At 65.0% G+C, this 23,883-nt stretch carries 26 protein-coding genes; 12 read left to right on the top strand and 14 right to left on the bottom strand.

Going from position 1 to position 23,883, the window contains the following annotated elements; translation table 11 throughout:
- Window positions 1-13: 13 nt before the first annotated feature.
- From AC1RQP_RS36365 to AC1RQP_RS36380, 4 genes are all read right to left on the bottom strand, one after another.
- Window positions 14-532, bottom strand: coding sequence for an Mpo1 family 2-hydroxy fatty acid dioxygenase (locus tag AC1RQP_RS36365; RefSeq protein ID WP_239626377.1), 519 nt, complete (start codon window positions 530-532; stop codon window positions 14-16).
- Between the two features lie 171 nt (window positions 533-703).
- Window positions 704-1,369: an OmpA family protein gene (locus tag AC1RQP_RS36370; RefSeq protein ID WP_239626375.1), complete on the bottom strand. Its 666-nt coding sequence runs from the start codon at window positions 1,367-1,369 to the stop codon at window positions 704-706.
- The gene (locus AC1RQP_RS36375; RefSeq protein WP_239626373.1) at window positions 1,369-1,785 is read right to left on the bottom strand and encodes a hypothetical protein; all 417 of its coding nucleotides are present in this window, start codon (window positions 1,783-1,785) and stop codon (window positions 1,369-1,371) included. Before AC1RQP_RS36375 ends, AC1RQP_RS36370 begins: the two co-directional genes overlap by 1 nt.
- A gap of 88 nt (window positions 1,786-1,873) precedes the next feature.
- Window positions 1,874-2,164, bottom strand: coding sequence for a type II toxin-antitoxin system HicB family antitoxin (locus AC1RQP_RS36380; RefSeq protein ID WP_239626371.1), 291 nt, complete (start codon window positions 2,162-2,164; stop codon window positions 1,874-1,876).
- A gap of 77 nt (window positions 2,165-2,241) precedes the next feature.
- Between AC1RQP_RS36380 and AC1RQP_RS36385 the strand changes: the two genes are divergently transcribed.
- Window positions 2,242-3,069 (top strand): hypothetical protein, encoded by an 828-nt coding sequence (locus tag AC1RQP_RS36385; RefSeq protein ID WP_492942165.1) that lies wholly within the window; start codon window positions 2,242-2,244, stop codon window positions 3,067-3,069.
- Window positions 3,070-3,097: 28 nt separating this feature from the next.
- Here AC1RQP_RS36385 and AC1RQP_RS36390 read toward each other — a convergent pair whose 3' ends face one another.
- Entirely contained in the window at window positions 3,098-5,683 is a 2,586-nt protein-coding gene (locus tag AC1RQP_RS36390) for an ATP-dependent helicase (RefSeq protein WP_492942167.1), read from the bottom strand.
- A 237-nt stretch (window positions 5,684-5,920) separates the two neighbouring features.
- Between AC1RQP_RS36390 and AC1RQP_RS36395 the strand changes: the two genes are divergently transcribed.
- Entirely contained in the window at window positions 5,921-6,094 is a 174-nt protein-coding gene (locus AC1RQP_RS36395) for a DUF1328 domain-containing protein (protein WP_492942169.1), read from the top strand.
- A 194-nt stretch (window positions 6,095-6,288) separates the two neighbouring features.
- Here AC1RQP_RS36395 and AC1RQP_RS36400 read toward each other — a convergent pair whose 3' ends face one another.
- On the bottom strand, window positions 6,289-6,795 hold the full coding sequence (locus AC1RQP_RS36400; protein ID WP_239626365.1) for a thioesterase family protein: 507 nt from the start codon (window positions 6,793-6,795) through the stop codon (window positions 6,289-6,291).
- A gap of 83 nt (window positions 6,796-6,878) precedes the next feature.
- Here AC1RQP_RS36400 and AC1RQP_RS36405 point away from each other — a divergent pair, with 83 nt between their 5' ends.
- The gene (locus AC1RQP_RS36405; RefSeq protein WP_492942171.1) at window positions 6,879-8,303 is read left to right on the top strand and encodes an FAD-binding oxidoreductase; all 1,425 of its coding nucleotides are present in this window, start codon (window positions 6,879-6,881) and stop codon (window positions 8,301-8,303) included.
- Window positions 8,304-8,520: 217 nt separating this feature from the next.
- Here AC1RQP_RS36405 and AC1RQP_RS36410 read toward each other — a convergent pair whose 3' ends face one another.
- Window positions 8,521-10,011 carry a caspase family protein gene (locus tag AC1RQP_RS36410; protein WP_492942173.1) on the bottom strand — a complete coding sequence of 497 codons (1,491 nt, stop codon included), beginning with the start codon at window positions 10,009-10,011 and terminating at the stop codon, window positions 8,521-8,523.
- A gap of 104 nt (window positions 10,012-10,115) precedes the next feature.
- Window positions 10,116-11,282 (bottom strand): ABC transporter substrate-binding protein, encoded by a 1,167-nt coding sequence (locus tag AC1RQP_RS36415; protein ID WP_492942175.1) that lies wholly within the window; start codon window positions 11,280-11,282, stop codon window positions 10,116-10,118.
- Window positions 11,283-11,608: 326 nt separating this feature from the next.
- On the opposite strand from AC1RQP_RS36415, the gene AC1RQP_RS36420 reads away from it, so the two are divergent.
- The 6 genes from AC1RQP_RS36420 (at window position 11,609) to AC1RQP_RS36445 (ending at window position 19,148) form a co-directional block, all read left to right on the top strand.
- Window positions 11,609-14,002: a bifunctional diguanylate cyclase/phosphodiesterase gene (locus AC1RQP_RS36420; RefSeq protein ID WP_492942177.1), complete on the top strand. Its 2,394-nt coding sequence runs from the start codon at window positions 11,609-11,611 to the stop codon at window positions 14,000-14,002.
- 152 nt (window positions 14,003-14,154) lie between these two features.
- Window positions 14,155-15,453 (top strand): MFS transporter, encoded by a 1,299-nt coding sequence (locus AC1RQP_RS36425; RefSeq protein WP_492942179.1) that lies wholly within the window; start codon window positions 14,155-14,157, stop codon window positions 15,451-15,453.
- A 158-nt stretch (window positions 15,454-15,611) separates the two neighbouring features.
- Window positions 15,612-18,197, top strand: a complete 2,586-nt coding sequence (locus tag AC1RQP_RS36430) for an EAL domain-containing protein (RefSeq protein ID WP_492942181.1) — start codon at window positions 15,612-15,614, stop codon at window positions 18,195-18,197.
- A 118-nt stretch (window positions 18,198-18,315) separates the two neighbouring features.
- Window positions 18,316-18,660, top strand: coding sequence for a hypothetical protein (locus tag AC1RQP_RS36435; RefSeq protein ID WP_239626353.1), 345 nt, complete (start codon window positions 18,316-18,318; stop codon window positions 18,658-18,660).
- Window positions 18,661-18,725: 65 nt separating this feature from the next.
- Window positions 18,726-18,911, top strand: coding sequence for a hypothetical protein (locus AC1RQP_RS36440; protein WP_492942183.1), 186 nt, complete (start codon window positions 18,726-18,728; stop codon window positions 18,909-18,911).
- The gene (locus AC1RQP_RS36445; RefSeq protein WP_239626350.1) at window positions 18,912-19,148 is read left to right on the top strand and encodes a DUF6894 family protein; all 237 of its coding nucleotides are present in this window, start codon (window positions 18,912-18,914) and stop codon (window positions 19,146-19,148) included.
- 111 nt (window positions 19,149-19,259) lie between these two features.
- Here the strand turns inward: AC1RQP_RS36445 and AC1RQP_RS36450 are convergent, their stop codons facing one another.
- The 3 genes from AC1RQP_RS36450 to AC1RQP_RS36460 form a co-directional block, all read right to left on the bottom strand.
- Entirely contained in the window at window positions 19,260-19,481 is a 222-nt protein-coding gene (locus AC1RQP_RS36450) for a hypothetical protein (protein WP_028181636.1), read from the bottom strand.
- A gap of 51 nt (window positions 19,482-19,532) precedes the next feature.
- Entirely contained in the window at window positions 19,533-19,775 is a 243-nt protein-coding gene (locus AC1RQP_RS36455) for a transcriptional regulator (protein ID WP_131869777.1), read from the bottom strand.
- A gap of 96 nt (window positions 19,776-19,871) precedes the next feature.
- Window positions 19,872-20,081, bottom strand: a complete 210-nt coding sequence (locus AC1RQP_RS36460) for a cold-shock protein (RefSeq protein ID WP_028181638.1) — start codon at window positions 20,079-20,081, stop codon at window positions 19,872-19,874.
- Between the two features lie 441 nt (window positions 20,082-20,522).
- Between AC1RQP_RS36460 and rpsU the strand changes: the two genes are divergently transcribed.
- Window positions 20,523-20,798: a 30S ribosomal protein S21 gene (gene rpsU, locus AC1RQP_RS36465; protein WP_025038058.1), complete on the top strand. Its 276-nt coding sequence runs from the start codon at window positions 20,523-20,525 to the stop codon at window positions 20,796-20,798.
- A gap of 88 nt (window positions 20,799-20,886) precedes the next feature.
- On the opposite strand, the gene AC1RQP_RS36470 is transcribed toward rpsU, so the two are convergent.
- The 3 genes from AC1RQP_RS36470 to AC1RQP_RS36480 all read right to left on the bottom strand — a co-directional run bounded on the left by AC1RQP_RS36470 (window position 20,887) and on the right by AC1RQP_RS36480 (window position 21,845).
- On the bottom strand, window positions 20,887-21,165 hold the full coding sequence (locus AC1RQP_RS36470; RefSeq protein WP_239626348.1) for a DUF1488 family protein: 279 nt from the start codon (window positions 21,163-21,165) through the stop codon (window positions 20,887-20,889).
- Window positions 21,166-21,289: 124 nt separating this feature from the next.
- Window positions 21,290-21,586 (bottom strand): hypothetical protein, encoded by a 297-nt coding sequence (locus tag AC1RQP_RS36475; RefSeq protein WP_239626347.1) that lies wholly within the window; start codon window positions 21,584-21,586, stop codon window positions 21,290-21,292.
- Window positions 21,579-21,845 carry a hypothetical protein gene (locus tag AC1RQP_RS36480; protein WP_492942187.1) on the bottom strand — a complete coding sequence of 89 codons (267 nt, stop codon included), beginning with the start codon at window positions 21,843-21,845 and terminating at the stop codon, window positions 21,579-21,581. The genes AC1RQP_RS36475 and AC1RQP_RS36480 overlap by 8 nt, the downstream gene beginning before the upstream one ends.
- Window positions 21,846-22,209: 364 nt before the next feature.
- On the opposite strand from AC1RQP_RS36480, the gene AC1RQP_RS36485 reads away from it, so the two are divergent.
- Complete coding sequence (locus tag AC1RQP_RS36485) at window positions 22,210-22,536, top strand: hypothetical protein (protein WP_239626343.1); 327 nt, start codon at window positions 22,210-22,212, stop codon at window positions 22,534-22,536.
- 410 nt (window positions 22,537-22,946) lie between these two features.
- Window positions 22,947-23,879, top strand: a complete 933-nt coding sequence (locus tag AC1RQP_RS36490) for a helix-turn-helix domain-containing protein (protein ID WP_492942189.1) — start codon at window positions 22,947-22,949, stop codon at window positions 23,877-23,879.
- Window positions 23,880-23,883 lie beyond the last annotated feature (4 nt).

Below are 23,883 nucleotides of genomic sequence, written 5' to 3' on the forward strand. Positions count from 1 at the left end.
TTCGCTTTTGGAGTTATCGGGTCGAAAGGGAATTGGTCGGAAGAGGCGCCAGAATCGCGGCAAGGTCGCGACGGAAGCCCAAGGCAATGAACAATTTTGCCATCACGAACATCGGTCCAAGCAAAAGATGCGAAGGAAAAGTGAACAACGAGGCCTCGCGGCCCTCGAAAACCTTGTGGCCGATGGTCTGCGCGGCGAAGCCGAGCACCACCAGCGTGGCGAAAATTGCCCACATGGCCGTAGTGCTGACTTGCGCTGCGGTCGTTGTCGCAACCGAAAATAGGACGACGGAGACGGCCAGAATGCCGAGCCCGAGCGCCATGTCGAGCAGCAGCCAATAGATCAATACCGGCAAGGCGAGGACCACCGCCAGGCTGACGTTGAAACCGAGCAGCGGAAGCTTGACCAGCGTCAGCGGCAGCACGGCGCCGGTGAACAGCAACAAAATGCCGACCACATGCATCGCCGTGTTCCGGGGATCGCGATGGTACTCAACGTAAACGGCAAGTTGGCGCTGAAAAAAGCCACCCATTTCGGTCTCATGCTGCACGGGGTCAGGAAGGGCGAACAGAGGCTATAGCACTGGACCCGGCGGTGCACAAACCGGCGCTTTTGTCGCGCCAAGCCGTGCTGATGCGCCCCGGGACAGGCTGCAAAACGCCAGCGCCTCAAAGGGTTCCGCTCGCCGCGGAACCGCGTTCGCTCAGCGCTTCTTGGCGGGTTTTTTCGCCGCAGGCGCAGGGGCCGCAGCCGGACGCGGCTCCTCCGGCAGCTTGGCATAGGTCAGGATCTGCAGCTGCCCGTTGACGGCCGAGGTCGGCTTCGCCCGGTCGAGAAATTGCTCCTCGCCGAGGCCGATCGGATGCAGCCGCTTGGTCGAGATCTTGAACGTGTTCACCAGCACGTCGCGGATCGCGTCTGCCCGCCGCTGGCTCAGGATCGCATTGGCCTCGCGCGTCTTCGAATTGGATTCGACGTGGCCGACGATCAGGAACGTGTAGGGCAGCAGCGAGGCATGTACCAGCGCATCGGCGATCCGGCCGACGGTCTGGTAGGACGCCGGCTGGATGATCGGCGTGTCAGCGTCGAACTGGATCTGCGCATTGAAGGCCGGCAGCTTGGCGAGGTCAGGCGCGATCAGCGGCCGGTTCACGGGTCCCGGATCGTTCTTGATCCTGGTCTTGGCGCGCTCCATCACCTGCTGCTTCAGCGCGGGCAGATCGACCTCGGCGGCCTCTTCGAAATGATTCAGCTTGCCGACGATGTCGTCGCGGGTCGGCGCTGCCGTTTGCGCGCCGGCAGTGCCCGCGAGCAAGGCGAGCCCCAGCGCAACGATCGTTCCGGCAGTGAAGAGCCCCTTCGCGCGCATCAGCGGTACCCCGCGTCGTCGACGGCCTTCAGGCAGCTGTTGCTGATGCCCTTGGGCGTCGAGACCAGGCAGGGGACCGATTTGCTGGTCTCCTTGGTCGAGCCGCCGCAGACCTTGACGATCTCGCGCTGGCACGCGTTCGCCACCGTGACGCGCGCGGCGACGCGCTTCTGGATGGCGTCGAACACGCCGAAATAGTCGCTCGCGCATTGTGGGGACAGCACGTCGCGGTTGCGCGACAGGCACTCCTTCAGCCGGTTCGAATCCGGATTGACGCCGCGGCAATTGGCGACGATTTCCGCGCCGCAGCTCGCCGCCAGCTTTCCGATCGAATCGCCAAAGCTCATGGTCTCCGCCGCCGCAAGCGACGGCATCCCCAATGCAAGCACGATCAATGTGATGGAGCCCCGGAACATGGGTTTATCTGATACGGGGAAGTTCGCGATGGTCAAGGCCTGTTGGGGGGAGAACCGTCGAGAGTCCGGCCAGTGCGGCGAACAGTCCTCACTCGGCGGCATCGGTGCGGGCGGGAAATTCGATCTCGGCGACCATGTGTTTCCCCAGCTCGTCGGCGACCTCCGGATCGGCCTCGAGCTCGGCCAGCGTCCGTGGCGGGGGAAGCTGCCGGCCGTCCGCGATCAGTTCCTGTGCGTAGAGCGCGAGGGCCTCCGGCGCATTCTCCAGGGCCTCGTCGACGTCGTCACCGCCGGAGATGCAGCCGGGCAGGTCGGGAAACCACAAGCCGACGGCCTCGTCCGGGCCTGCGTCCTCGATGATGGCGATGTAGTGGGGCATGGCAGGACCGGTGACCATGAAGGTTGTGCCGCTTGGTTTGCGTCAATTATGAATACCTCGTCCGAGGAGGCAAGCAATTGAGCGAATTGACTCTGGCTGAAGGTGCCGGCTCGTTCCTGTTTCGAGACGATGGCGCGGCCCCATTGCCACGTTCGATGCGGGTCTTTTCGTTCTGCCCCCGATCGAGCAACCGGCACACGCGCATCGTCATTGCCATGCACGGCGTTGATCGTGCCGCAGCGGCGTTTCGCGATCTGCTCGCGCCTCAGGCCGAACGCAACGGGCAGATCGTGCTGGTGCCGGAGTTCGATTTGGATCAATTCCCGGGCGTCCACGCATACAATTTCGGGGGCGTGCGACGGCCGCCGCCAGACAATACGGCCCTGCCGCGAGGTCATTGGAATTTCGAGAGTATCGACCGGCTGTTCCATCATGTTCGGCATGCGATCGGGTCGAGCCGGGACAGCTTCGGCCTGTTCGGCAACTCCGCGGGTGCGCAATTTGTCCTGCGTTATCTTGCATTGAACGAGGGCGCTTCCGTTGACCTTGCCGTTGCCGCCAACTGTGGATGCTACATGCTGCCGAACCTCAGCGTGGACTATCCAGATGGCATGGGAGGGATTGGCCTTAACGCAAGTCATCTGCGCAGGTATCTGGAACGCCGCCTCGTCATCTTGCTGGGCGACGCGGACAACGACCCGGACGCGCCCGATCTGCCGCGCTGGGATGGCGCGATGGCACAAGGACCACATCGGCTCGCGCGCGGCCTTTGGCATTTCGAGCGTTGTACGGAGCTCGCCAGGAATCTTGGCGTGCAGTTGGGCTGGAGGCTCCAGATTGCCTCCGGGGCCGGGCATGTCGATCAGCAGATATACGACCAGGGGGCGAACATTTTGAACGGCTGAGCGGATGGCCTCGTGCGCGACGTCCGCCTCACGCCCTTTGCACGAAACTGTCCACGACCTTCTTCTCGCCGGCCTTGTCGAAGGCGATGGTGAGCTTGTTGCCGTCGATCTTGGTGACGCGGCCGTAGCCGAACTTCTGGTGGAAGACGCGGTCGGACAGCGAGAATTCCGAGGTGGTGCCGGTCGACTTGGCGACCAGTTCGCCCTCGATGGTCAGAGGCCCGCGGCGGCGCGAGGAGAAGCTGCCGAAATCGGGTGAGGACGAGGCGGAGGAGAACGTGGTGGCCTCCTCCTCGAAGCCGCCCCGGCCGCCGCCGCTGCGGCCACCTTGACCGCCTCGGTTGCGATTGGCCTGCGCCCGCTGCCAGCCCGGCGTCGAATAGCTGGAGCCGAACGCCTCCATGTCGTCGAAGCGCGAGGCGCCGTAGCCGCCGGTGCCGCCCCAGGCCGAGCCGCCCTTGGATTCCGTGATCTCGACATTGGCCGCCGGCAATTCGTCCAGGAAGCGCGACGGGATCGTGGTCGACCAGGTGCCGTGGATCCGCCGGTTGGTCGCAAAATAGATCTTTGCGCGGCGGCGGGCGCGGGTGAGGCCGACATGGCCGAGCCTGCGCTCCTCCTCGAGACCGGCGCGGCCCTGTTCGTCCAGCGTGCGCTGGCTCGGGAACAGGCCTTCCTCCCAGCCCGGCAGGAATACGTTGTCGAATTCGAGACCCTTGGCCGAATGCAGCGTCATCAGCGACACCGCGTCGTCCTCGGCGCCGCCTTCGCGGTCCATCACCAGGGAGATGTGCTCCAGGAACCCCTGCAGGTTCTCGAACTCCTCCATCGAGCGCACGAGTTCTTTCAGGTTCTCCAGCCGGCCCGCGGCGTCTGCCGAGCGGTCCTTCTGCCACATCTCGGTGTAGCCGCTCTCGTCGAGCACGATCTGGGCGAGGTCGGTATGTGCGGTGACCTCGCGCTGGGCGCGCCAGCGGTCGAACTGGGCGACGAGGTCGCGCAAGCTTCCGCGCGCCTTCGGCTTCAGCTCGTCGGTCTCGACCACCGCGCGCGCGGCCTCGAACAGGGGAATGCGGCGCTTGCGGGCATGGTCGTGCAGCATCTGCACGGTGGCATCGCCGAGGCCGCGCTTCGGCGTATTGACGATGCGCTCGAAGGCGAGGTCGTCGGCCGGCGAATTGATGACGCGCAAGTATGCCAGCGCGTCGCGGATTTCGGCGCGCTCGTAGAAGCGCGGGCCGCCGATGACGCGGTAGGGCAGGCCGAGGGTGACGAAGCGGTCTTCGAATTCGCGCATCTGGTAGGAGGCGCGCACCAGGATCGCGATCTCGTTGAGCTTCTCGCCCTGGCGCTGGAGCTGCTCGATCTCCTCGCCGATGCCGCGGGCTTCCTCTTCCGAATCCCAGGAGCCCGTCACCGTGACCTTCTCGCCGTCCTGATCCTCGGTGCGCAGGGTCTTGCCGAGCCGGCCTTCATTGTGCGCGATCAGATGCGAGGCGGCGGCGAGGATGTGGCCGGTCGAGCGGTAGTTGCGCTCGAGGCGGATGACCTTGGCGCCCGGGAAATCATGGTCGAAGCGCAGGATGTTGTCGACCTCTGCGCCGCGCCAGCCATAGATCGACTGGTCGTCGTCGCCGACGCAGCAGATGTTCTTGGTGGGGCCTGCTGCAGATGCCGTCATTCCGGGATTCGCCGCAGGCGCAGACCCGGAATCTCGAGCTGAGGACTCATTTCCAGATTCCGGGTTCGGCTCTTCGAGCCGCGCCGGAATGACAGTGGGGGCGGGCTTTGCCGGCGCCTGCGACAACAGCCGCAGCCACAGATATTGCGCGACGTTGGTGTCCTGGTATTCGTCGACCAGGATGTATTTGAAGCGCTGCTGGTACTGCCGCAGGATGTCCGGGTGCTCGCGGAAGATCCGGATGTTCTCCAGCAGGAGATCGCCGAAATCGGCCGCGTTCAGGATCTTCAGCCGTTCCTGGTAGCTCGCATAGAGCTTGCCGCCCTTGCCATTGGCGAAGACGGCGGCCTCGCCCGAGGGCACCTGCGACGGCATCAGGCCGCGGTTTTTCCAGCCGTCGATCAGGCCGGCCAGCATGCGTGCCGGCCAGCGCTTGTCGTCGATGTTCTCGGCCTGCAGCAGCTGCTTGAGCAGCCGGACCTGGTCGTCGACGTCGAGCACGGTGAAATTCGACTTGAGCTGCGCCAGCTCGGCATGGAAACGCAGGATGCGGCCGCCGATGGAGTGGAAGGTGCCGAGCCACGGCATGCCCTCGACGGCATGGCCGAGCATCTGGCCGAGCCGATGCTTCATCTCGCGCGCGGCCTTGTTGGTGAAGGTCACCGACAGGATCTCGGCGGGGCGGGCGCGGCCCTGGCTCAGGATGTGGGCGATGCGCGTGGTCAAGACGCGCGTCTTGCCGGTGCCGGCGCCGGCCAGCACGAGAACCGGGCCGTCCAGCGTCTCCACGGCCTCACGCTGCTCGGGATTGAGCCCGGAGAGGTATTTCGGGCCCACCGAGGCGCGCGCACGCGCGGCGATGCCGCCGGCTGCGGGCTGGTGGTCGGGGACATTCTGGGACGTGATCTTGCTCGGCTCGGTCATGCGAATCATTGGCCCCACGATGGCACCGCGGGGTGACGGAAGGGAGCCTTCTTAACAGGGATTGGTGCCTATATGGGGCGCCGGGGACAGGTTTTCCACGTGCGCGGCAGGCCGATTTGTTCCAGCGCCGGCCGCGAATTTCGCCCCCGCATGGGCCGGAACCATCGTTCCCGCGTCGAGATTGTCTGGGCAAGTGGCGCGGCCAGCCGCGTCGACGCAGACAAACATCAAGACGAGGGTTTGACCATGCTAGGCTGGGTTGTGACGTTTCTGGTTATTGCACTGATCGCCGGCGTCCTGGGCTTCGGCGGCATCGCCGGCGCCTCGATCGAGATCGCCAAGATCATCTTCTTCATCGCGGTGGTCCTGTTCCTGGTCTCGGCCGTGGTCAGCCTGGCGCGCGGCCGCAACAGGATATAGCGCGATCCTCGCGGCGCATCCTTCGAGACGCCCGCCTTCGGCGGGCCCTCAGGATGAGGGCAGAGTGTGCGGCAGCAGTCTCGAAGAGCGCAAATGCCGCTTAGCCTCATCCTGAGGAGACCGCGAAGCGGTGGTCTCGAAGGACGAGGCGCGCGCTCAGACCGCGGCCATAACGCTGCGGCAGCGCTTTGAAACTACCGCTTCGCGGGCATCGCCACGCTCCGGCCGATGCCCTCGGGCCGCGGCACCGCGCTGTGGGCCTTGGTGACCGCAGCGATGCGCTCGCTTATATCGGGCGGAAACGGCGCGACGCGCCGTGCATTCATGTCCATGTGCAGCGACATGTTCTCCGAGGTCGCCGACAGCCAGCCCTCGGTCGCGTGCCGCATCTCCTCGAACGTGTGCAGCCGCTTGTCGTCGGCCTCCAGCAGCCAGACGAAGATCTGCACGGGATCGCCGAGGTGGATCTCGCGCAGGTACCGGACGTGGCATTCGGCCGTGAAGGTCGAGCCGCCTCGCTCCTTCATGTAGGTCGGCCCGATGCCGAGCTCGCTCCAGAGCTGGTCGATCGCGCGGTCGAACATCACGTTGTAATAGGCCATGTTGAGATGGCCGTTATAGTCGATCCATTGCGGCTCGATCTGCATGATCGAGGCGCGGAACGGCTCGGCTTTGGGCGCTGAGGCGGTGGTCTCCGGCATGTTTCCTTCCAGCTATGCGTCCGGTCGCTTGACTTGACCGGTTTTATGTCCTTTGCCACGGTTCTTCTTTCGGGAGGAATTCCGTGGGTACGACCATCACCAATAATCCGCCGCGGCCGGAGCCGAAAGCCCTCGCGAGCACGCTGGAGCAGCTTGCCGCACGCTTCGGCAACCGCCTCATCACCTCGCAGGCCGTGCGCGAGCAGCACGGCCATACCACCACATGGATCCCCAACCAGCCGCCGGACGGCGTGGTGATGGCGCAGGAGACCGCCGACATCCAGGACGTGGTGCGGATCTGCGCCAAAAACCGCGTGCCGGTCATTGCCTTCGGCACCGGCACCTCGCTCGAGGGCCAGGTCAACGCGCCCGCGGGCGGCATCTCGATCGACCTGCGCGACATGAACAAGGTGCTGGCGGTGCATGCCGAGGATCTCGACTGCGTGATCCAGCCCGGCGTCACCCGCAAGGCGCTGAACGAGCATCTGCGCGACCAGGGCCTGTTCTTCCCGATCGATCCCGGCGCGGATGCTTCGCTCGGCGGCATGGCCTCGACCCGCGCCTCCGGCACCAATGCGGTGCGCTACGGCACCATGCGCGACAGCGTGCTGGCGCTGAAGGTCGTGCGCGGCGACGGCGAGATCATCACCACGGGCACGCGCGCCAAGAAGTCGTCCGCGGGCTACGACCTCACGCATCTGTTCGTCGGCGCCGAGGGCACGCTCGGCATCATCTCGGAATTGACCATTCGCCTGCGCGGCATCCCCGAGACGATCGCGGCGGGCGCGGTCTCGTTCGAGACCGTGCACGGGGCCTGTCAGGCCGTGATCCTGGCGATCCAGACCGGCATTCCCGTCGCGCGCATCGAGTTGCTCAATGCCGCGCAGGTGAAGGCCTGCAATGCCTATTCGAAGCTGACGCTGCCGGAGACGCCGCTGCTCTTGATGGAATTCCACGGCAGCGAGATCGAGGTCGGCGAGCAGTCCAAGGCGTTCGGCGAGATCGCAAGGGAGTGCGGCGGCGGCGATTTCTCCTGGACCACCAAGCCCGAGGATCGCACCAAGCTGTGGCAGGCGCGGCACGATGCCTATTGGTCCGTGAAGGCGCTGCGGCCCGGCGACAGCATCGGCGTGGTCGCGACCGACGTCTGCGTGCCGATCTCGCGGCTTGCCGATTGCGTCAGCGAAACTGAGGAAGATCTCAAGCGGCTCAACCTGCTGTCGCCGATCGTCGGCCATGTCGGCGACGGCAATTTCCATTGCTCGCTGGTCTGCGACGTCAACGACGTGGACGAGATGGCGCGCGGCGAAGAATTCATGCATCGCCTGGTCGAGCGCGCGCAGGCGATGGACGGCACCTGCACCGGCGAGCACGGCATCGGCCAGGGCAAGCAGAAATATCTCAAGGCCGAGCTCGGCCCCGAGGCGCTCGATGCGATGCGGGCGCTGAAGAAGGCGCTCGATCCGCTCAACATCTTCAACCCCGGCAAGATCGTGCCGGAGGCTTGAGGCCTTCGCAGCAAGGCATCGGGGAGACGATGCGGCGCATCGCATCGTCGACCTCTGCATGGAGGCTGACGTCGTCGAGACCGCGCAGATATTGTCGCGTGCGATCCGGTCAGGCCGGTCTCGCGAGACCGTGCAGCGGGACTGTCCGGCCCTGTCGCGGTAGATCCGGCTCGCGCGTTTGGCGCGAGCGCGGATGTCATGCTTGTTCTGGACCGGTTCAGTACCTGCGGTAGTCGCCGCCGCGATAATGGTCTCCACCGCGGCTGCCCATTCCCATGCCGAGGCCGATACCAACACCGACGCCGATGCCTTGCATGACAGCCTCGGGCGGCGGGCCGCGATCCGGCGGCGGCGCGCGCTCGTAGATCACCTGGTCAGACGGCGGTCGCCGCTTGGGCGGCGTCTCGACCACCTTGCGCCTCGGCGGGGTCTCGTCGACGCGCTTCTTGATGACGGGCGCGGTCGACGGGTTGACCGGCGTTGCCGGCGGCGTCGGAGTCGAGCACGGGCAGGTCGGCGCCATCGCAACGGCGACCGGGGCGGGCGTCGCCGCGGCGGCAACGGGCTGGCCATAGTTGCGGTTCTGCACGCGCAGCAGCAGCCTGCGCGCGGTGGCAGCCAAATCGCTGTTGTCCCAGTTCGCCAGATAAGCCTCGAACGAGGCGCGTGTATTGATCGCGGTCGCGCGCTCCCAGGCCAGCATCTGCCGCCGCCGCTCGAGCACGGTGCGCAGGCGCGGCGTGCGGGCGTCCTGTGCGTAGAGTTCGATATAGGCCTGATAAGCGGGCACCGTGTCCTCGGTGATCACGAGTTCATAGGCGACCGGGGCCGGCTTGCCCTGCAATTCCTTGCGCCAGTCCTCGAGGCTGCGCGTGGCACTCGCAAGCGCCATTGAAGCTGCGCCTGGAAGGGCGGACGCCTGGACGCTGCTCTCGCCGAAGAACCTGAAGTCCGTGGTCAGCGACGAGCTTTCCCAGGGGATCTGCCGGCCGTCGGTCGATTGCGCCACGGCGACACGGATGCGCTTGAACACCTCCTCGATCGGCAGATTGGGCTGCCTGGCGATGGTCAGCGCAGCCGCGGTGTAGGGGCTGTCGATGCCGTTGCCGTCCTCGGCTTCGGCGCCGGGCGAGGTCGAATAAGAGATGAAGGAGCCGGGCGCGCCGGCCTTGGTGTCGACGATCGCAAGTCCGTGGCCGGCGCCGCTGAGCGCGGGGAACGGATTGTTGCGGCAGGCATCGAGCATGAAGATGCGCGCCCGCGTCGGCAGCGCGCCGAGCGTGTTGAGCAGGTCGTTCAGCCGCACGCCCTGGAGCGGAATGTCGGCCTCGCGCTTGGGGTCGAGATCAACCGGCACCAGATAATTCTCGCCGTCGATCTGCAGGCCGTGGCCGGCATAGAACACCAGTGCGACGGTATCGGCGCCGCTGGCACCGACCTTGCCGGCAAAATCCGAGATCGCCGCGCGCATCTCGTTCTGCGACAGGTTGGCCGCGGTGGTGACGGTGAAGCCGGCATTGCCGAGCAGCTCCGTCATGCCTTTGGCATCGTTGGCGGCGTTGGGCAGCTCCGGCACGGCGCGATAGGCGGATTGGCCGATCACCAGCGCAAGCCGCGTTTCGGCGGCGGCGCCGGTCGGCGTCATCAATTGCGTGAGCGCAAGAAGCCCGGATGCAAGCAGAAGATTGGAAAAGGTCGGACGGCGCATGGTGTCACCTCCATCGGCAATACGCGCGATGATGTCACTTTTTCTATGTCTGCGCCATGAGACCGTCTGTGCGCTGGATCACGGAGCGGGCCGATCTTCCACGGCTACAATCGATCGACAGCCCTGAACGTCCCGTCCTTCTGGATCACCGTCAGGAATACCTTCGGCGGCGCGTCGATCATGCGCGGGCCGACGGTGACGATGTTGCCGCTGATGTCGAAACGGCCGATATCGTTGATGGTGCGCAACAGGCTCGCGCGCGTCGGCTGCGGTCCGGCCTTTTCCAGCGCCGCGGCCGCGAGGCGACCGGAGATATAGCCTTCGAGCGACACGAAGTCCGGTGTCAGCGTCGGATCGAACGCCTGCTGCGCCCTCTGGTAGTCGGCGACGAGCTTGAGCGAGCGGTCCCAGGGAAAAGGCACGACCTGCGAGACGATGACGCCTTCGCCGTCCGGGCCAAGCTCCCCGGCGAGCGCGTTGGCGCCGACGAAGGAGACGTTGACGAAGGTCGGAGCGAAGCCGCTGCGGCGCGCGAGCTTGATGAATTCCGCGCAGGGGCCGTAGGTCCCGACCATGATGACGGCTTCGGGCTCGGCGCGCTTGATCATCCGCAAGGCCGCGGCGACCGCGCGGGTGTTGCGCTCGAAAGTGCCTTCGGCGGCGAGTTCGAGGCCGCGCCTCGCAAGCGCCCGCTTGACGCCGAGGAGGCCGTCGCGGCCGAAGGAATCGTCCTGGTAGAAGATGCCGATGCGGGTGAAGCGGCGATCCTCGGTGAGGTGCTTGACCCAGGCCTCGGCCTCCGCGCCGTAGCTCGCGCGGATGTTGACGACGTTGGGAAGCTCGAGGTCGCGGAGAAATTCGGCGCCGGTGAAGGGGCCGATGAAGGGAATGTTCCTGGTGCTGGTGATCGGAATTGTCGCGATGGCGGTCGGCGTGCCGACCGCGCCGATCAGCGCGAACACCTTGTCGTCCTCGATCAGGCGCAGCGTCTGCGTCACCGAACGATCGGGATCGTAGCCGTCATCGCGGCTGATGAGCTGGAGCTTGCGGCCGTGGACGCCGCCCTTGGCGTTGATCTCGGTGAACGCCGCGACGATACCTTGCCGCATGCGCTGTCCGAGCGCGGAGGAGGGGCCCTCGAGCGCTGCCGCCTGACCGAACAGGATCGCGTCCTCGCCGACGCCGATTTCGTCGCCCTTGGCGGAAAGCGTCGCTGCGGCCAACAATGCGATGGTCAAGCCGACGTAGCTCGCGAATGGCGATCGTGACATGAGAATGCTTGCCGGATACAGGACGCGTTGCGGAGACGATAAATCCTGCGGGCTGAACAGGACGCTAATTTGTGCCGCGTCGACGGTCCGTAAGACTCCGGGTAAAATCGGCAAGTTACTGCCACTCTGCCGGAACTTTCGGGGCAATCGTTAACTAAGCCGCGCGATGCGCGGCGGTGCGGTTTGCGAAATTGGGCAGTTCTTAACCCCGATCCTGGTCCGATAGTCGCGCCGGCGGCTCAACCAGAAGTTCGTGCCGCCGTACCGATGGGGACTTGCAGATCAAGATGGGCGATCGCGATCAGAACGATCAGGATCGGAGGCGTATGAGCGGATGGTGGCGTGCCGCGCCGCTGCTCGGGCTCTACCGCCCTGCGCTCGTGGCGATCGGCATCGGCCTGCTGTTCTCGATCGTGGGCGCTGCCGCCGTGGCGCGGTGGGAAGATCGCGTCAACCGGGGCGAGTTCGAGAACGCGGCCGAGACCCAGTCGATCGTCATGCAGAACGGCATGAACGAGTACATCTCGCGGCTCCTCGCACTGCGCACGCTGTTCGAATCGACCAGCGACGAAGTCACTCGCAGCGAATTCGAGACCTTCAGCGCCCGCCTGTTCGAGCGACATCCCGGCATGCTGCGCCTTGCCTGGTTGCCGCGCGTCAACAGCAAGGAGCGCGCCGAATACGAGGCCGCGGCGATCGCCGACGGCGTGTCCGGCTATCGGATCAAGTCGCTGCAGGGTGAGAGATTCGTCACCGCGACGCAGGGCGACGAATATTTTCCGGTGTTCTACTCGACTCAGCCGAAGACCTCGTCGGTCTATGGCATGGACTACGCGACCGTTCCGGAGCGCCGGGCGCTGCTGGAGCGCGCGCGCGACAACGATCGCGTCGCAGCCATTCGCACGCGCCTCTTCGAGCCGAAGCAGGGGGGCAGCGGTGTGCCCGACGTTCTCGTCGCCATTCCCGTCTACGCCAAGGGCACGTCGCGCGAGGAGATCGCGGACCGGCGCCGCAATCTCGCCGGTTTCGTGGTCGGCATCTTCGACCTGCCGCTGCTGATCCAGTCCATTCGCGTGACCACCGGAGCAAGCCCGGCGGTCAGCATGAACGTCTACCCGCCCTTCGCGGCGCAGGTCGCCAACGAAGAGGAAACGCTGCCGGACTACTCGTCGGCCGCCACCGCGCCGCGTTCGATGCGGGACATCGCGCAGGCCGTGCACTGGTCGGGCAGTCTCAAGATCGGCGATACCGACTGGCAGGTGCGGGCGGTTCCAACCGCCGGCGGTCCGCTGGCGACGACTTACGATCGCGCGGTCGCGGTGCTGATCGTCGGCATGCTGCTGACGATGTCGCTGTCGACCTATCTGATGCTCGCGAGCCGCAATTCGCGGCGGCTGTCGCAGGCGAACCGGCGGGTGCTCGAGCTTGCCCAGACCGACATACTCACCGGACTGCCGAACCGCGCCTTCTTCCTCACCCGGCTCGACGAGATGAACGGGCAATCCGGCGTGACGGGTCTGCCCTTCGCGATCCTGATGCTCGACCTCGACCGCTTCAAGAACGTCAACGACTCCCTCGGTCACGCAGCCGGCGATGCGCTGCTGCGCCAGGTGGCGCAGCGGTTGAAATCCGCGATGCGCGCGAACGACGTGCTGGCGCGGCTCGGCGGCGACGAATTCGCCATCATCCAGGAAGCCTGCGAGGATCAGCGCGCCTGCTCGACCGAGCTGGCGGCGCAGATCGCCAAGCTCGTGAGCGAACCGTTCCTGCTGCCGGGACACCGCGTCGAGATCGGCACCAGCATCGGCATCGCGATCTCGCCGGACCACGGCAGCGATCAGGAGCAGCTCCTGAAGAAAGCGGATCTCGCGCTTTATCGTTCGAAATCAGCGGGCCGCAACTGCTTCACCATCTACGACGAGGCGATGTCGGCCGAGCTGGAGGCCCGCAACACGCTGGAAGGAGATCTGCGCGACGCCATCGCACAGTGCCAGCTGGAGGTGCACTACCAGCCGTTCGTCGACGCCCTCAGCGGCGTACGGCGCGGCTTCGAGGCGCTGGTGCGTTGGCGGCATCCGACGCGCGGACTGATCCCGCCGGACCAGTTCATCTCGCTTGCGGAGGAGACCGGGCTGATCGTGCCGCTCGGCGAATTCGTGCTGCGGCGCGCCTGCGCGGACGCCGCCGGCTGGCCCTCCGATCTCATGGTCGCCGTCAATTTGTCGCCGATCCAGTTCAAGGAGGCCGAGCTGTTCGACATGATCTGCGCGGCGCTCGCCGATTCCGGCCTGCCGCCGCAGAGGCTGGAGATCGAGATCACGGAATCCGTGCTGCTGGAGCGCGCGGTCGAGAACCACGCCTTCATGGAGCGGCTGAAGAGCATCGGGATCGAGCTGGCGCTCGATGATTTCGGCACCGGCTATTCGTCGCTCAGCTACCTGACCGCGTTCCCGTTCGACAAGATCAAGATCGACAAGTCGTTCATCCGCAACCTCACGCATCAGCCGCGCAGCTCCGCCATCATCTCCGCGATCGTAACACTGGCGCGCGGGCTGGACATGTCGGTCACGGCCGAGGGCGTCGAGACCTGCGAGGAGTTCGAGCGGCTGAAGGTGCTCGGCGTCAATTTTGCGCAAGGCTATCTGTTGGGCAGGCCGCAACCGATCGAAGGGATCCAGTTCGACGAGCCGGCCAAACCTTCGCGGCGCGACGCCGCCTGAACGCGCCTCGGCGAGGCGTGTATGGCCGGAACGAAGTCCGGTCCGACGCCGTGGAAGCCCCGTCCTCGCTCAGCGGGCATGCGCGAAAAAGCGCTTGACCAGAGCATCCCCGGATGATCCGAAGGAACGTCTAGGGATGAAACAAGCACAACATGCGGCTTCCGTTCTTCTACGGCTGGGTGGTGGTCGCCGTGACCTTCGTTACCATGGCCATCGGCGTCAACGCGCGTACCGCCTTCTCGCTGTTCTTTCCGCCCATCATCTCCGAGTTCGGCTGGGAGCGCGGCGTCACGGCGGGCGCCTTCTCCTTCGGCTTCGTGGTGTCGGGCGTGGTCAGCCCGCTGATCGGCCGCCTGATGGATCGCGCCGGTCCGCGCGCGGTGATGGAGCTCGGCGTCGTGCTGATGGGCGGCGGACTGCTGCTGGCACCGCTGACCAGCGCGCCGTGGCATCTCTATGTCACCATCGGCGTCATGGTCGGTGCGGGCTCGGTGTGCCTCGGCTATTCCGGCCAGTCGCTGTTCCTGCCGAACTGGTTCATCCGCAAGCGCGGCTTCGCCATCGGCATCGCTTTCGCCGGTGTCGGCATCGGCTCGGTGACGCTGCTGCCATGGGTGCAGCACATGATCGAGCAGACCGGCTGGCGCACCGCCTGCACGGCGATGGGCCTGCTCGTCGTGGTGGTGCTGGCGCCGGTCAATCTGCTGCTGCACAAGCGCCCGCAGGACATCGGCCTTGAACCGGACGGCGACGCCGCCCCGGCGCCGGGCGCAGCCCAACCGGTCTCCAACATCGTCGATCCCGTCTGGGTCGGGATCGACTGGACGCTCAAGCGAGCCGTCGCGACCGCGCGTTTCTGGTGGATCGCGCTCGGCTATTTCTGCGGTCTTTACATCTGGTACGCGGTGCAGGTGCATCAGACCAAATTCCTGCTCGACATCGGCTTCAGCGCCAGTGTTGCGGTGTGGGCACTCGGCATCGTCAGCCTGCTCGGAATTCCCGGCCAGATCCTGCTCGGCCATGTCTCTGACCGGATCGGGCGAGAATGGGTGTGGGCGATCAGCTGCGCGGGCTTTGCGATCTGTTTTGCGGCGCTGATGGCGCTGAAGTTCCAGCCGTCGCTGTGGCTGGTTTACCTGATGGTCCTCACGCAAGGCGCGCTCGGCTACGGTCTCACCTCGATCATGGGGGCGGTGGTGTTCGAGATTTTCCAGGGCAGGCACCAGGGCAGTATCTTCGGCACGATCATGCTGGCGGCGCTGGCGGGTGGTGCGGCAGGACCGTGGGTGACGGGCTTCCTCTATGATCGTGCCGGCGACTACACGCTTGCGTTTGCCATTGCGATCGTCATGAGCGGATTGTCGGCGCTCTCGATCTGGCGGGCCGCGCCGCGCAATGTGCGGGCCGTCGCCGGCCGGCTGCACAAGCTCCCCGGCGGTATTGCGCGGTAGGTTGTCTCAAGCATCGCATTGCTCGTTTCTTCTTCGGAGAGCGTTAAGCATATCGCGTCTTGGCGTGACGCCACGGACCCGCAAAAACGTCTTGGACACCATCGGAGCGCTAGCGTCGGCTCAGTACCACTTCTTCCCGACGCCGTCCGGTTCCAACGATGTCTGCCTCCGATTGTCCCGCGACCGAAATGCCGGACGTGCTGCGCGCCGCACTCGCACGCGCCGAGGACGGCGTCGTCATCGTCGATGACGCGCATCGCATCACGCACTTCAACCCTGCCGCGGAGCGGATCTGGAAGCTTGCTGCCACCGAGGTGCTCGGCCGCAACGCCGCAGTTCTCACCCTCAAATGTCTCGAGGCCGGCGCGACCCCGGAGTTCCGCGAGGAGATCAGCCTCGTGCGGCGCGACGGCAGCCGTATCAAGGCGCTGGTGTCGATGTCGTCAACGACGATTGGCTGCGCGACCCATCGCATCGTGTTCGCACGCGACGTCACTCTTGATGCGGAGCGGCGCGTCAGGACCGGGCTTCTCCACGCCGTCGCCGACCAGACCAACCGCGCGGTGATCATCACCGACGTCGGGCGGAACATCGTCTACGTCAATTCGGCGTTCACGGCGCTGTTCGGCTATACCAGCGAGGAGGCCGCAGGTCGCAGCGCCGACGGCCTCGTTGCCGGTCGTCACACCGACCGCAAGGCCCTCGCGAAGCTCGTCAGGCGTCTGATGCGCGGCGGACATCGCGCCGAGGCCGAGCTGCTCGTCTACGACAAGGACGGCGAGGAGATCTGGGTCTCCGCCCGGATCGACACGTTCCGCGACAGCAAGGGCCGGGTCAAGCATATCTTCGCGCTGCTCGAGGATATCACCGAGACCAAGCAGCTTCGCTCGCTTCAGCAGCTCATCATGAGCGCGCTCGCCGACGAGGTGCCGATCGGCGAGATCGCCGACCGGCTGTGCCGCCGCGTCGAGGAGATCGCGCCCGACGTGGTCTGCTCGCTGCTTCACGTCGATGCCGCCGGCCTGATCCATCCGCTCGGCGGTCCCAGCCTGCCAGAGGACTATTCCCGCGCGCTGGACGGCATCGCGATCGGCCCCAATGTCGGCTCCTGCGGCACCGCGGCCTTCTACGGTACACCGGTTCTGGCGACCGACCTCGACACCGATCCGCGCTGGCAGCCCTACAAGGCGATGCCGCTCGCGATCGGCCTGCGTGCGTGCTGGTCGACCCCGGTCAAGGCCAAGGACGGCCGCGTCATCGCGACCTTCGCCTTCTACTATCGCGAGCCGCGCGCGCCGAGCAATTGGCACCGGCGCATCGTCGAGGCCTGCGTCAACCTCGGCGCCTTCGCGATCGAGCGCAAGGAGGCGCGCGCCGAGATCGCGCGGCTCGCCTATCACGACATCCTCACGGGCCTGCCCAATCGAGCCCAGTTGCGGCACCTGATCACCACGGCCATCGATGCCTGCCCGACCAGCAGCCACGTCGCGCTGGCCTTCCTCGACGTCGATCATTTCAAGGACGTCAACGATACGCTCGGTCACGCGGCCGGCGACGAGCTCCTGGTCCAGCTCGCGCAACGCCTGCGCGAGCATATCGGTCCCGGCGACATGCTGGGTCGGCTCGGCGGCGACGAGTTCGTCATCCTGCTGCCGCAACGCAACGTCGAGAGCGCCGAACGCGTCGCGGCCGATATCGCCGAAGCGCTGGCGCGACCGCTCCGGCTCGGGTCGAAGCTGATGCCGATGTCCGCCAGCATCGGCATCAGCCTCTACCCCGATCACGCCACCGATATCGACACCTTGATGCAGCAGGCGGACGCCGCGATGTACATGGCCAAGCAGGCCGGACGCTCGACCCATCGCATCTTCAGCGCCGAGATGAACGTGCTCGCCGAGCAGCGGTTGGCCCTGATCGCGGCGCTGCGCCGCGCGATCGCGGAGGGCGCGCTGAGTCTCAGCTATCAGCCGCAGATCCGCAGCTGCGACGGCGCGATCCATGGCGTCGAAGCGCTGGCGCGCTGGCGCGATGCCGTGCTCGGCGACGTCTCGCCGGCAAAGTTCATCCCGCTCGCCGAGGAATGCGGCCTGATCGAGCAGATCGGCCTGTGGTCCGTGCGCGAGGCCTGCCGGCAGATCGCGAGCTGGCGCCACGCCGGGCTCAACATTCCCTGCGTCTCGGTGAACCTGTCGCCGATCAATTTCCGCAACGTCGCGCTGGCGGCGCGGCTGAAGGACATCCTGGCCGAATACGATCTGCCGCCGGACGCGCTGATGCTGGAGATTACCGAAGGCGCGTTCATGCAGGACGGCGTCGCAGCGCTGGAGACGATGAACGCGATCCGCGAGCTCGGCGTCGGCCTCTCGGTGGACGATTTCGGCACCGGATATTCCAGCCTCAGCCGGCTCGCGCATTTGCCGATCCGCGAATTGAAGATCGACCGCAGTTTCATGCGCGACATCGAGAAAGACGCGGGCGCGCTCGCGATCGCCACCGCGGTGGTCCGCGTCGGCCAGGGCCTCGGCATCACCGTGGTTGCCGAGGGCGTCGAGACCGAGGGGCAGCGCAAGACGCTGGCCGAGCTCGGCTGCGACATCGTCCAAGGGTTCCTCTACACACCCGCGTTGCCTCCTGTCGCCTTCGAGCGCTGGCTGATCGACCACTGCGCCGAGCAGGCGAGGGCGATGCTGGGGCGGCTTGATATTGCGCCGGCGGGCGCGGCTGCGGTGAAGCGGTCGGCGTAGCTGCCTTCGAGCGATATTTCCGGCCGGTAGGAACGCATCAAGGCTCAGCGGCTTGGTCTTCGACGTCTCCCTGAAGGGGCGCCAGGCCTTGTCCTGCTTGCAAACCGCATGAGCCCAAATGAAACGACGGGAAACCGGCGCCACTGCCCGAGCGGCAGGCTTTCGACCTTCGCCACCGCAGCTCAAGGCCATCACGGCATGGATGGCTTGTCAGAGCGACGAGCCCAGCCTGTCCGAAGCGATAGGTCGCCTGGTGGAACTGGGGCTTGCGTCGCACGCCGCTCCGGATCGCCAGAAGCAGCGCGCGCGCAAGATGGCCGGCGATGCGATCGATCGCATGGGCGACACGACGACGACGGCGGAGGACAGGGCAATCCGCAAGCGGGATCTGCTCGATGGACCCAAGGAGTTCGATCGCGTACGAATTGATCGGTCCAAATGCAGCAAGCCGATTCGAGAATAGGCTGGGTGACAAGACGTCGCCGACACCGAAGCAATTCGAACCACCGGCGATATGGAGGACAAGCAATGAAACGGTATTCCCAATCGCATGCGACGAAAGAGGCGAACAGTCTCTTCAAGCAGACCGTGACGAAGCCCGCGACCGATTACGAGAAGGCGGAACAGACCTTCCACGCAAATCGCGAACGGCTGAAGGCTGAACGGTTGGCGAGGGAGGCTGAACGACGCAGCCAGTCCGAGAGGACGACTTGAGTGTCGCTGTTCTACTTCGACATCTGGGACGGTGAATCGCTCGTCGTGGACGAAGAAGGTCTGGATCTGGCCAGCCGGCGGGCCGCGGAGATCGAGGCGGCGCTGTCTCTTGCCGACATCGCCAAGCAGCTTGAACCGTTCGACAGCAGCGACGGCCTCGCCATCATTGTTCGGGATGCGAGCGGCCCCGTCTCGAGAGCGACATTCATCGGCGAAAGAGTTCGCCAGGTCAATTGAGATCGCGCTCTCGCCCACGTGTGTGCGCTGGATGAATCGTCATCGCGCTCTAGGTCGTCGTTTGAGCATGATCTTGTCGGAGAACCGCCGCGCACTTCTCCGGATCATGCTTTAGAGCATCGGAAGCACGACAATCCCGTCTTCGAGCTCCCCTGAAGCAAGGCGCGCCCGCGCCATACGCTCGAACTCCGTTCGGTGCTTCTGCAGATAGCTGAAGGCCTGCTTCTGGGTATTGAATGTCGTGGCAAGCCGGCACAGCTGGCGGTTTGCGCCGGATGCGAGGAAGAAGGTGATGGTTCCGTGGTCTGGCTTGATTCTAGGCACGATCTGCACTCTCCGGCAATGAGATCGGCACTCAAGTCTGGCCGGCGGCGTTGAAGTCGACTATCGCGCCGGCTTCCTTGAACGCCTCTTCAGCGTAGGCGCCGGCAAAGCTGTTCGAAGCGCGTCATCAGCCGCTTCCTTCGCCTCGCGCACCTCTCGAAGCCGCGCCATGTTCTTGCGAACCTCGATGGCTTGTCTTTCGACGTCTGCCAATGCCCGGGCTCCCTCTTCAGCGGCGAGGCGCTTGCGATCGGAACGCGCAATGCTTTCGGGTGACGGCTCTGCCGGTTTCTTGGTGCTCATCGTTCACCCGGATCCGCAACAGCCAAACCCGCTCAATCCCGGGATTGAGCGGGCGAAGCAACCGTTTCAGTACATCCGTGAAACGGCGCCACGATATCAAGCCAGCGAGAGGTTCTCAGCGCTGACTTTGCCTCGCATCTTGTCGGTCTTGATCTCGAAATTGACCTTTTGGCCCTCGCCGAGACCAGCAAGACCAGCTCGTTCGACCGCGCTGATGTGAACGAACACATCGTTGCCGCCATCGCTCGGCTGGATGAAACCGAAGCCCTTTTGGCCATTGAACCACTTGACTGTACCTGTCGTCATTCTCTTCTCCAAAGCGCGCAAGCGCATCCCGCGCGACAATCACGCAGGTATCTTCAACTTCGTCGATGTCTTTGGAAAAGGAGCCCGCGGGCGCATTCAACAAGGCACAGCGGCTAATCGAACGACCCACAATATACACCGCTTTCGCGATTTTGCAAGGAGCGCAGCCGGTTTGTTTTCTGCGGGCCAGTTCTTCTGTTCCGATCGAGGCGTTTTGCGTGTGTCCGTCGACCTGCAGGCAGGACGTTATCGATTGACAGCGCTGCGCGACAGTGGTCACGTTGACGCCACCAAGGTGCTCGCCGTGACAGGCAGATCGGCTCGTCCGAAGCCGCGACGATGTCGCCATCGCTATCCTCAAAAATTCGCAATGAAGCTCCTGCGCAATTGGGCTGCCCTGCAGGACGTGTCGCATTCGCAGCCCGGGCCAGGAGGATCAAATTGCACGTACTCGTCAGAGACAACAACGTTGAGCAGGCACTCCGCGTTCTCAAGAAGAAGATGCAGCGCGAGGGCGTCTTCCGGGAAATGAAGCAGCGCCGTTCCTACGAAAAGCCGTCCGAGAGAAAGACCCGCGAGAAATCCGAGGCCATTCGCCGCGCCCGCAAGCTCGCCCGGAAGCAGGCGATCAGGGAGGGATTGCTGCCCGCGCCACCGAAGAAGAAACCCTTCGAGCGCAAGCCGCCCCTGCCGGAGATCAAAGCAAGGCCGGAGTAGAAGCGATCTTGATTCCGGATATCATCACGGCGCGTCACCGCTGAGGCCGCAGAAAGGCCGGGCCTGGCTGTCCCGGCTGCTGTCTTCATTATGGCCTGAAATCGATGCCTCGAAGCACGATGCCCGGCGGCGTGCCTTCGAACTCGGTGGCGCGATATTTGCTCTCGGCGCATGCTTCGATGCGATCGCGTAGACGGGCGAATTGGGCTTCCCGCTGCTCGGGCTTGACTTGCGCGCCGCGCTCGAGGTCATCCATCGCGGAGGTCGAGATCGCGCAAGGAATCTCCCGGGCGCCGTCATGCATCGAGAACCGGACGATCATCCGGTCGTATTCGTGGTCGATAAAGCGGCTGCTGGTCAGTGTCATGGCTCACTCCGTTACGTGTTGGCTTCCTTGCGAGTTCGCGCCATCCAATCATTGAACGGTACCGCGCGCCCGCTCCCCGGCTCCCGCCGAGCATGCACGTGTCGAGAATGCAGGTGGCCCTCGCTCAGCCCTCTCCGGACAGCCGGGCGAAATCGTCGAACAGCGCCGAGACGAGCGCGCGATGGCGCGTGTCCTCGGCCGGCAGGCCCGCAGCATAGAGGTTGAGCAGATGGCGCGCCTTCATCGAGGCTTCCTGCCAGGACGCAGCGGGCACTGTCATCATGCGGTGTTCGAGGTCGGCCTCGCGCTCGCGCAGCTCTCTGACATGGGCCTCGACCTCCGCCAGCGCGCGGCGCAGGTCGGTGGCCTTTTGCGCGGCCATGCCACGGCGCTTGTCGAGATCGACCGGCTGGTCACTCATTGGCGATGCTCGCGTCTGCAGCTTGAGCATTCGCAAGATCGACGGAGCCGATCGACAGCATCTCCATGGCGCCGCCCGCACCTTCGGCTGGCACGGTGATCATCGTGGCGACCCGGCGATACGCAGCGAAGGTCAGGCCTTCGATCGTCTCCTCATCGGTGACGACCTCATAGGCGCCGGCCGGCAGAATGCGCTCGATGCCGCGGATGTGGAACGGATGCCTGAAGGTGACGGTCTCTCGCCGCGAGCGGATGGTCATGCGCACGCCTGCCTTTCGCAAGTGAAGCCCCAACCGGTGCCGGCTGGTGCGAGCATGCGCTTTTGGCACGGCAATAGCCAGCACTATCGTGTCCGTACGGGCAAACGGTCATGTCGCGATGCGACGACAAGAGGCACTTAACGCTCGCTATTGGTTCGGCGCGGGCGTAGGCTCGCTGCCATCACCGCGCGTCTCGACGGCTTCGGCCGGTGACTGTGGGCAAATGTGCTTCCGCCGAAGGCTGCGCTGGAGCGTTCGATGTCGGGTGATCGCATTTCGGAATGTATCGTGCCGCCGGTGATCGTTCCGCTGTTCCTGCTTCTCGAGTGCGGAGCCGCGGTCCTCAATGGCTAGGACAATACGCGTGCCGTATCTGGTCAGTGGAACCAACGAATACGGCAGCTCCAATCTCGGCCGGGGAACGGCGGCGGTCGCGCTACGCCTTGCGGAAAAACTGCTGCGCGAGGGCTACATGGACGTCAGGGTCTGTACCCCGCGCGGCCGGGTCCTGCAGCCGAGTGAATTCGACGAACTCAAACCAGCAAAGGAGAGCGACATGGCAAAGGGCCAACAACGCGGCAACCGCGAAGTCAAGAAGCCGAAGAAGGACAAAGCCAAGGTGATCGCCGCGGCGCCGTCCCGCAAGGAAGCTGCCTGGCAGCCAGATTTCGGACCTGCGAAGAAGAAGTAGCGAGGGGGCCGCATCTAAAGCGCGACAAGCATGTCGCGCGGCGATCGAAGGCACAGATGCTGATGCGACGCCGATCCCCTCCGACGCCGCAACCGTGATCGCGCGCAGGAAGCTGTCGGCCGGCATCGATCGGCCGGTCACGGATGCTCCAAGCAGGCGCGCGCTTTCACAAATGCACGATGGGCGGACGACGAGTTGTCGAGGTACTGAACGGAGATCGCGCGAGAGGCATCAGAATCCGTTGAAATCTCATGTGAAAACCTCTCTTGAACGATAGCTGCGGCGAGCGGTCACACGGCTGGCGTTCCAACGCGTAAATCTGGACCGTCGGTTGCCGATGTCAGATAATTGCGTGGATCTGGTGTGGCGCCTCCGCTCCCCAGGCTCCTCGCATTATTGAGACACACGCCATGGCACAGGCGCGCGCCTTCGCGCAGAAGCTCGAACGGTTCTTGCATTTGAAGGATGCGCCGCCAACGCTGGTCACGCGTTCACTGCGCAGCGCCGAGCTCGCTGTCACCGAGACACGGGATGATCATCCGATTCCGCGTCTCTCCGAGTCGATGCCCTCGGAGGACGCCTATCTCGTCAGCCTCAAATTCCGTGATTTCGCCGATTGTGAGTGCTGGGAGCGCGGCCGGTGCGTGATCAAGCGCGATATCCGCGCCGGTGCCACTTATCTGTACGACCTGAAACGCGATCCACGCTACGTGATCGACAAGCCCTTCCATTCTCTGTTCTTCCATCTGCCCCGTTCGGCGTTGGACGACATGGCGAGGCAAAGCGGCGCGTCGCGGATCGGTGAGCTCGCCTATCAGCCCGGCGTCGGCCACGACGATATGACGATCCGTCATCTCGGGGCGTCGTTCCTGGCGGCGTTGCGGCAGCCTGAAGAGGCCAACCAGCTCTTCATCGACCACATGATGCTCGCGCTCACCGCACATGTTGCGACGACCTATGGCGGATTGCGGCGCGCCGCCGAGCCGGCGCGCGGCGGCCTCGCCCCCTGGCAGGTGAAGCGGGCTTGCGAAAGGCTGGAGTCCGATCTCCGCGGAAAGCTTTCGCTGGAGAAGATCGCAGCCGAGTTCGATCTCTCGGTCAGTCATTTTTCGCGCGCATTTCGCGTCTCGACCGGCCTGCCGCCGCACCAATGGCTGCTGCGCCAGCGCGTGGACACGGCCAGGCAATTGATGACGGTGCGCGACCTGTCGCTGGCGGAGATCGCGATATCGGCTGGGTTCGCCAATCAAAGCCACTTCACCCGGGTGTTTTCCTCGGTGGTCGGCATCAGCCCGGGAATGTGGCGCCGTGAGGCGCAAGGCGTGCCGGACGGCGAAACGTGATCCC

This window comes from Bradyrhizobium sp. GW821-FHT13H06 (assembly GCF_058803975.1).

Bases quoted from the DNA above. Each gene is read 5' to 3' on its own strand.
- AC1RQP_RS36475 (WP_239626347.1), bottom strand. From the start codon at position 21,586: ATGAGTGACCAGCCGGTCGATCTCGACAAGCGCCGTGGCATGGCCGCG.
- AC1RQP_RS36390 (WP_492942167.1), bottom strand. From the start codon at position 5,683: ATGATTCGCATGACCGAGCCGAGCAAGATCACGTCCCAGAATGTCCCC.
- AC1RQP_RS36460 (WP_028181638.1), bottom strand. From the start codon at position 20,081: ATGACGACAGGTACAGTCAAGTGGTTCAATGGCCAAAAGGGCTTCGGT.
- AC1RQP_RS36395 (WP_492942169.1), top strand. From the start codon at position 5,921: ATGCTAGGCTGGGTTGTGACGTTTCTGGTTATTGCACTGATCGCCGGC.
- AC1RQP_RS36415 (WP_492942175.1), bottom strand. From the start codon at position 11,282: ATGTCACGATCGCCATTCGCGAGCTACGTCGGCTTGACCATCGCATTG.
- AC1RQP_RS36380 (WP_239626371.1), bottom strand. From the start codon at position 2,164: ATGCCCCACTACATCGCCATCATCGAGGACGCAGGCCCGGACGAGGCC.
- AC1RQP_RS36490 (WP_492942189.1), top strand. From the start codon at position 22,947: ATGGCACAGGCGCGCGCCTTCGCGCAGAAGCTCGAACGGTTCTTGCAT.
- AC1RQP_RS36400 (WP_239626365.1), bottom strand. From the start codon at position 6,795: ATGCCGGAGACCACCGCCTCAGCGCCCAAAGCCGAGCCGTTCCGCGCC.
- AC1RQP_RS36425 (WP_492942179.1), top strand. From the start codon at position 14,155: ATGCGGCTTCCGTTCTTCTACGGCTGGGTGGTGGTCGCCGTGACCTTC.
- AC1RQP_RS36370 (WP_239626375.1), bottom strand. From the start codon at position 1,369: ATGCGCGCGAAGGGGCTCTTCACTGCCGGAACGATCGTTGCGCTGGGG.
- AC1RQP_RS36410 (WP_492942173.1), bottom strand. From the start codon at position 10,011: ATGCGCCGTCCGACCTTTTCCAATCTTCTGCTTGCATCCGGGCTTCTT.
- AC1RQP_RS36430 (WP_492942181.1), top strand. From the start codon at position 15,612: ATGTCTGCCTCCGATTGTCCCGCGACCGAAATGCCGGACGTGCTGCGC.
- AC1RQP_RS36470 (WP_239626348.1), bottom strand. From the start codon at position 21,165: ATGACACTGACCAGCAGCCGCTTTATCGACCACGAATACGACCGGATG.
- AC1RQP_RS36480 (WP_492942187.1), bottom strand. From the start codon at position 21,845: ATGACCATCCGCTCGCGGCGAGAGACCGTCACCTTCAGGCATCCGTTC.
- AC1RQP_RS36375 (WP_239626373.1), bottom strand. From the start codon at position 1,785: ATGTTCCGGGGCTCCATCACATTGATCGTGCTTGCATTGGGGATGCCG.
- AC1RQP_RS36440 (WP_492942183.1), top strand. From the start codon at position 18,726: ATGAAACGGTATTCCCAATCGCATGCGACGAAAGAGGCGAACAGTCTC.
- AC1RQP_RS36455 (WP_131869777.1), bottom strand. From the start codon at position 19,775: ATGAGCACCAAGAAACCGGCAGAGCCGTCACCCGAAAGCATTGCGCGT.
- AC1RQP_RS36365 (WP_239626377.1), bottom strand. From the start codon at position 532: ATGGGTGGCTTTTTTCAGCGCCAACTTGCCGTTTACGTTGAGTACCAT.
- AC1RQP_RS36435 (WP_239626353.1), top strand. From the start codon at position 18,316: ATGAAACGACGGGAAACCGGCGCCACTGCCCGAGCGGCAGGCTTTCGA.
- AC1RQP_RS36420 (WP_492942177.1), top strand. From the start codon at position 11,609: ATGAGCGGATGGTGGCGTGCCGCGCCGCTGCTCGGGCTCTACCGCCCT.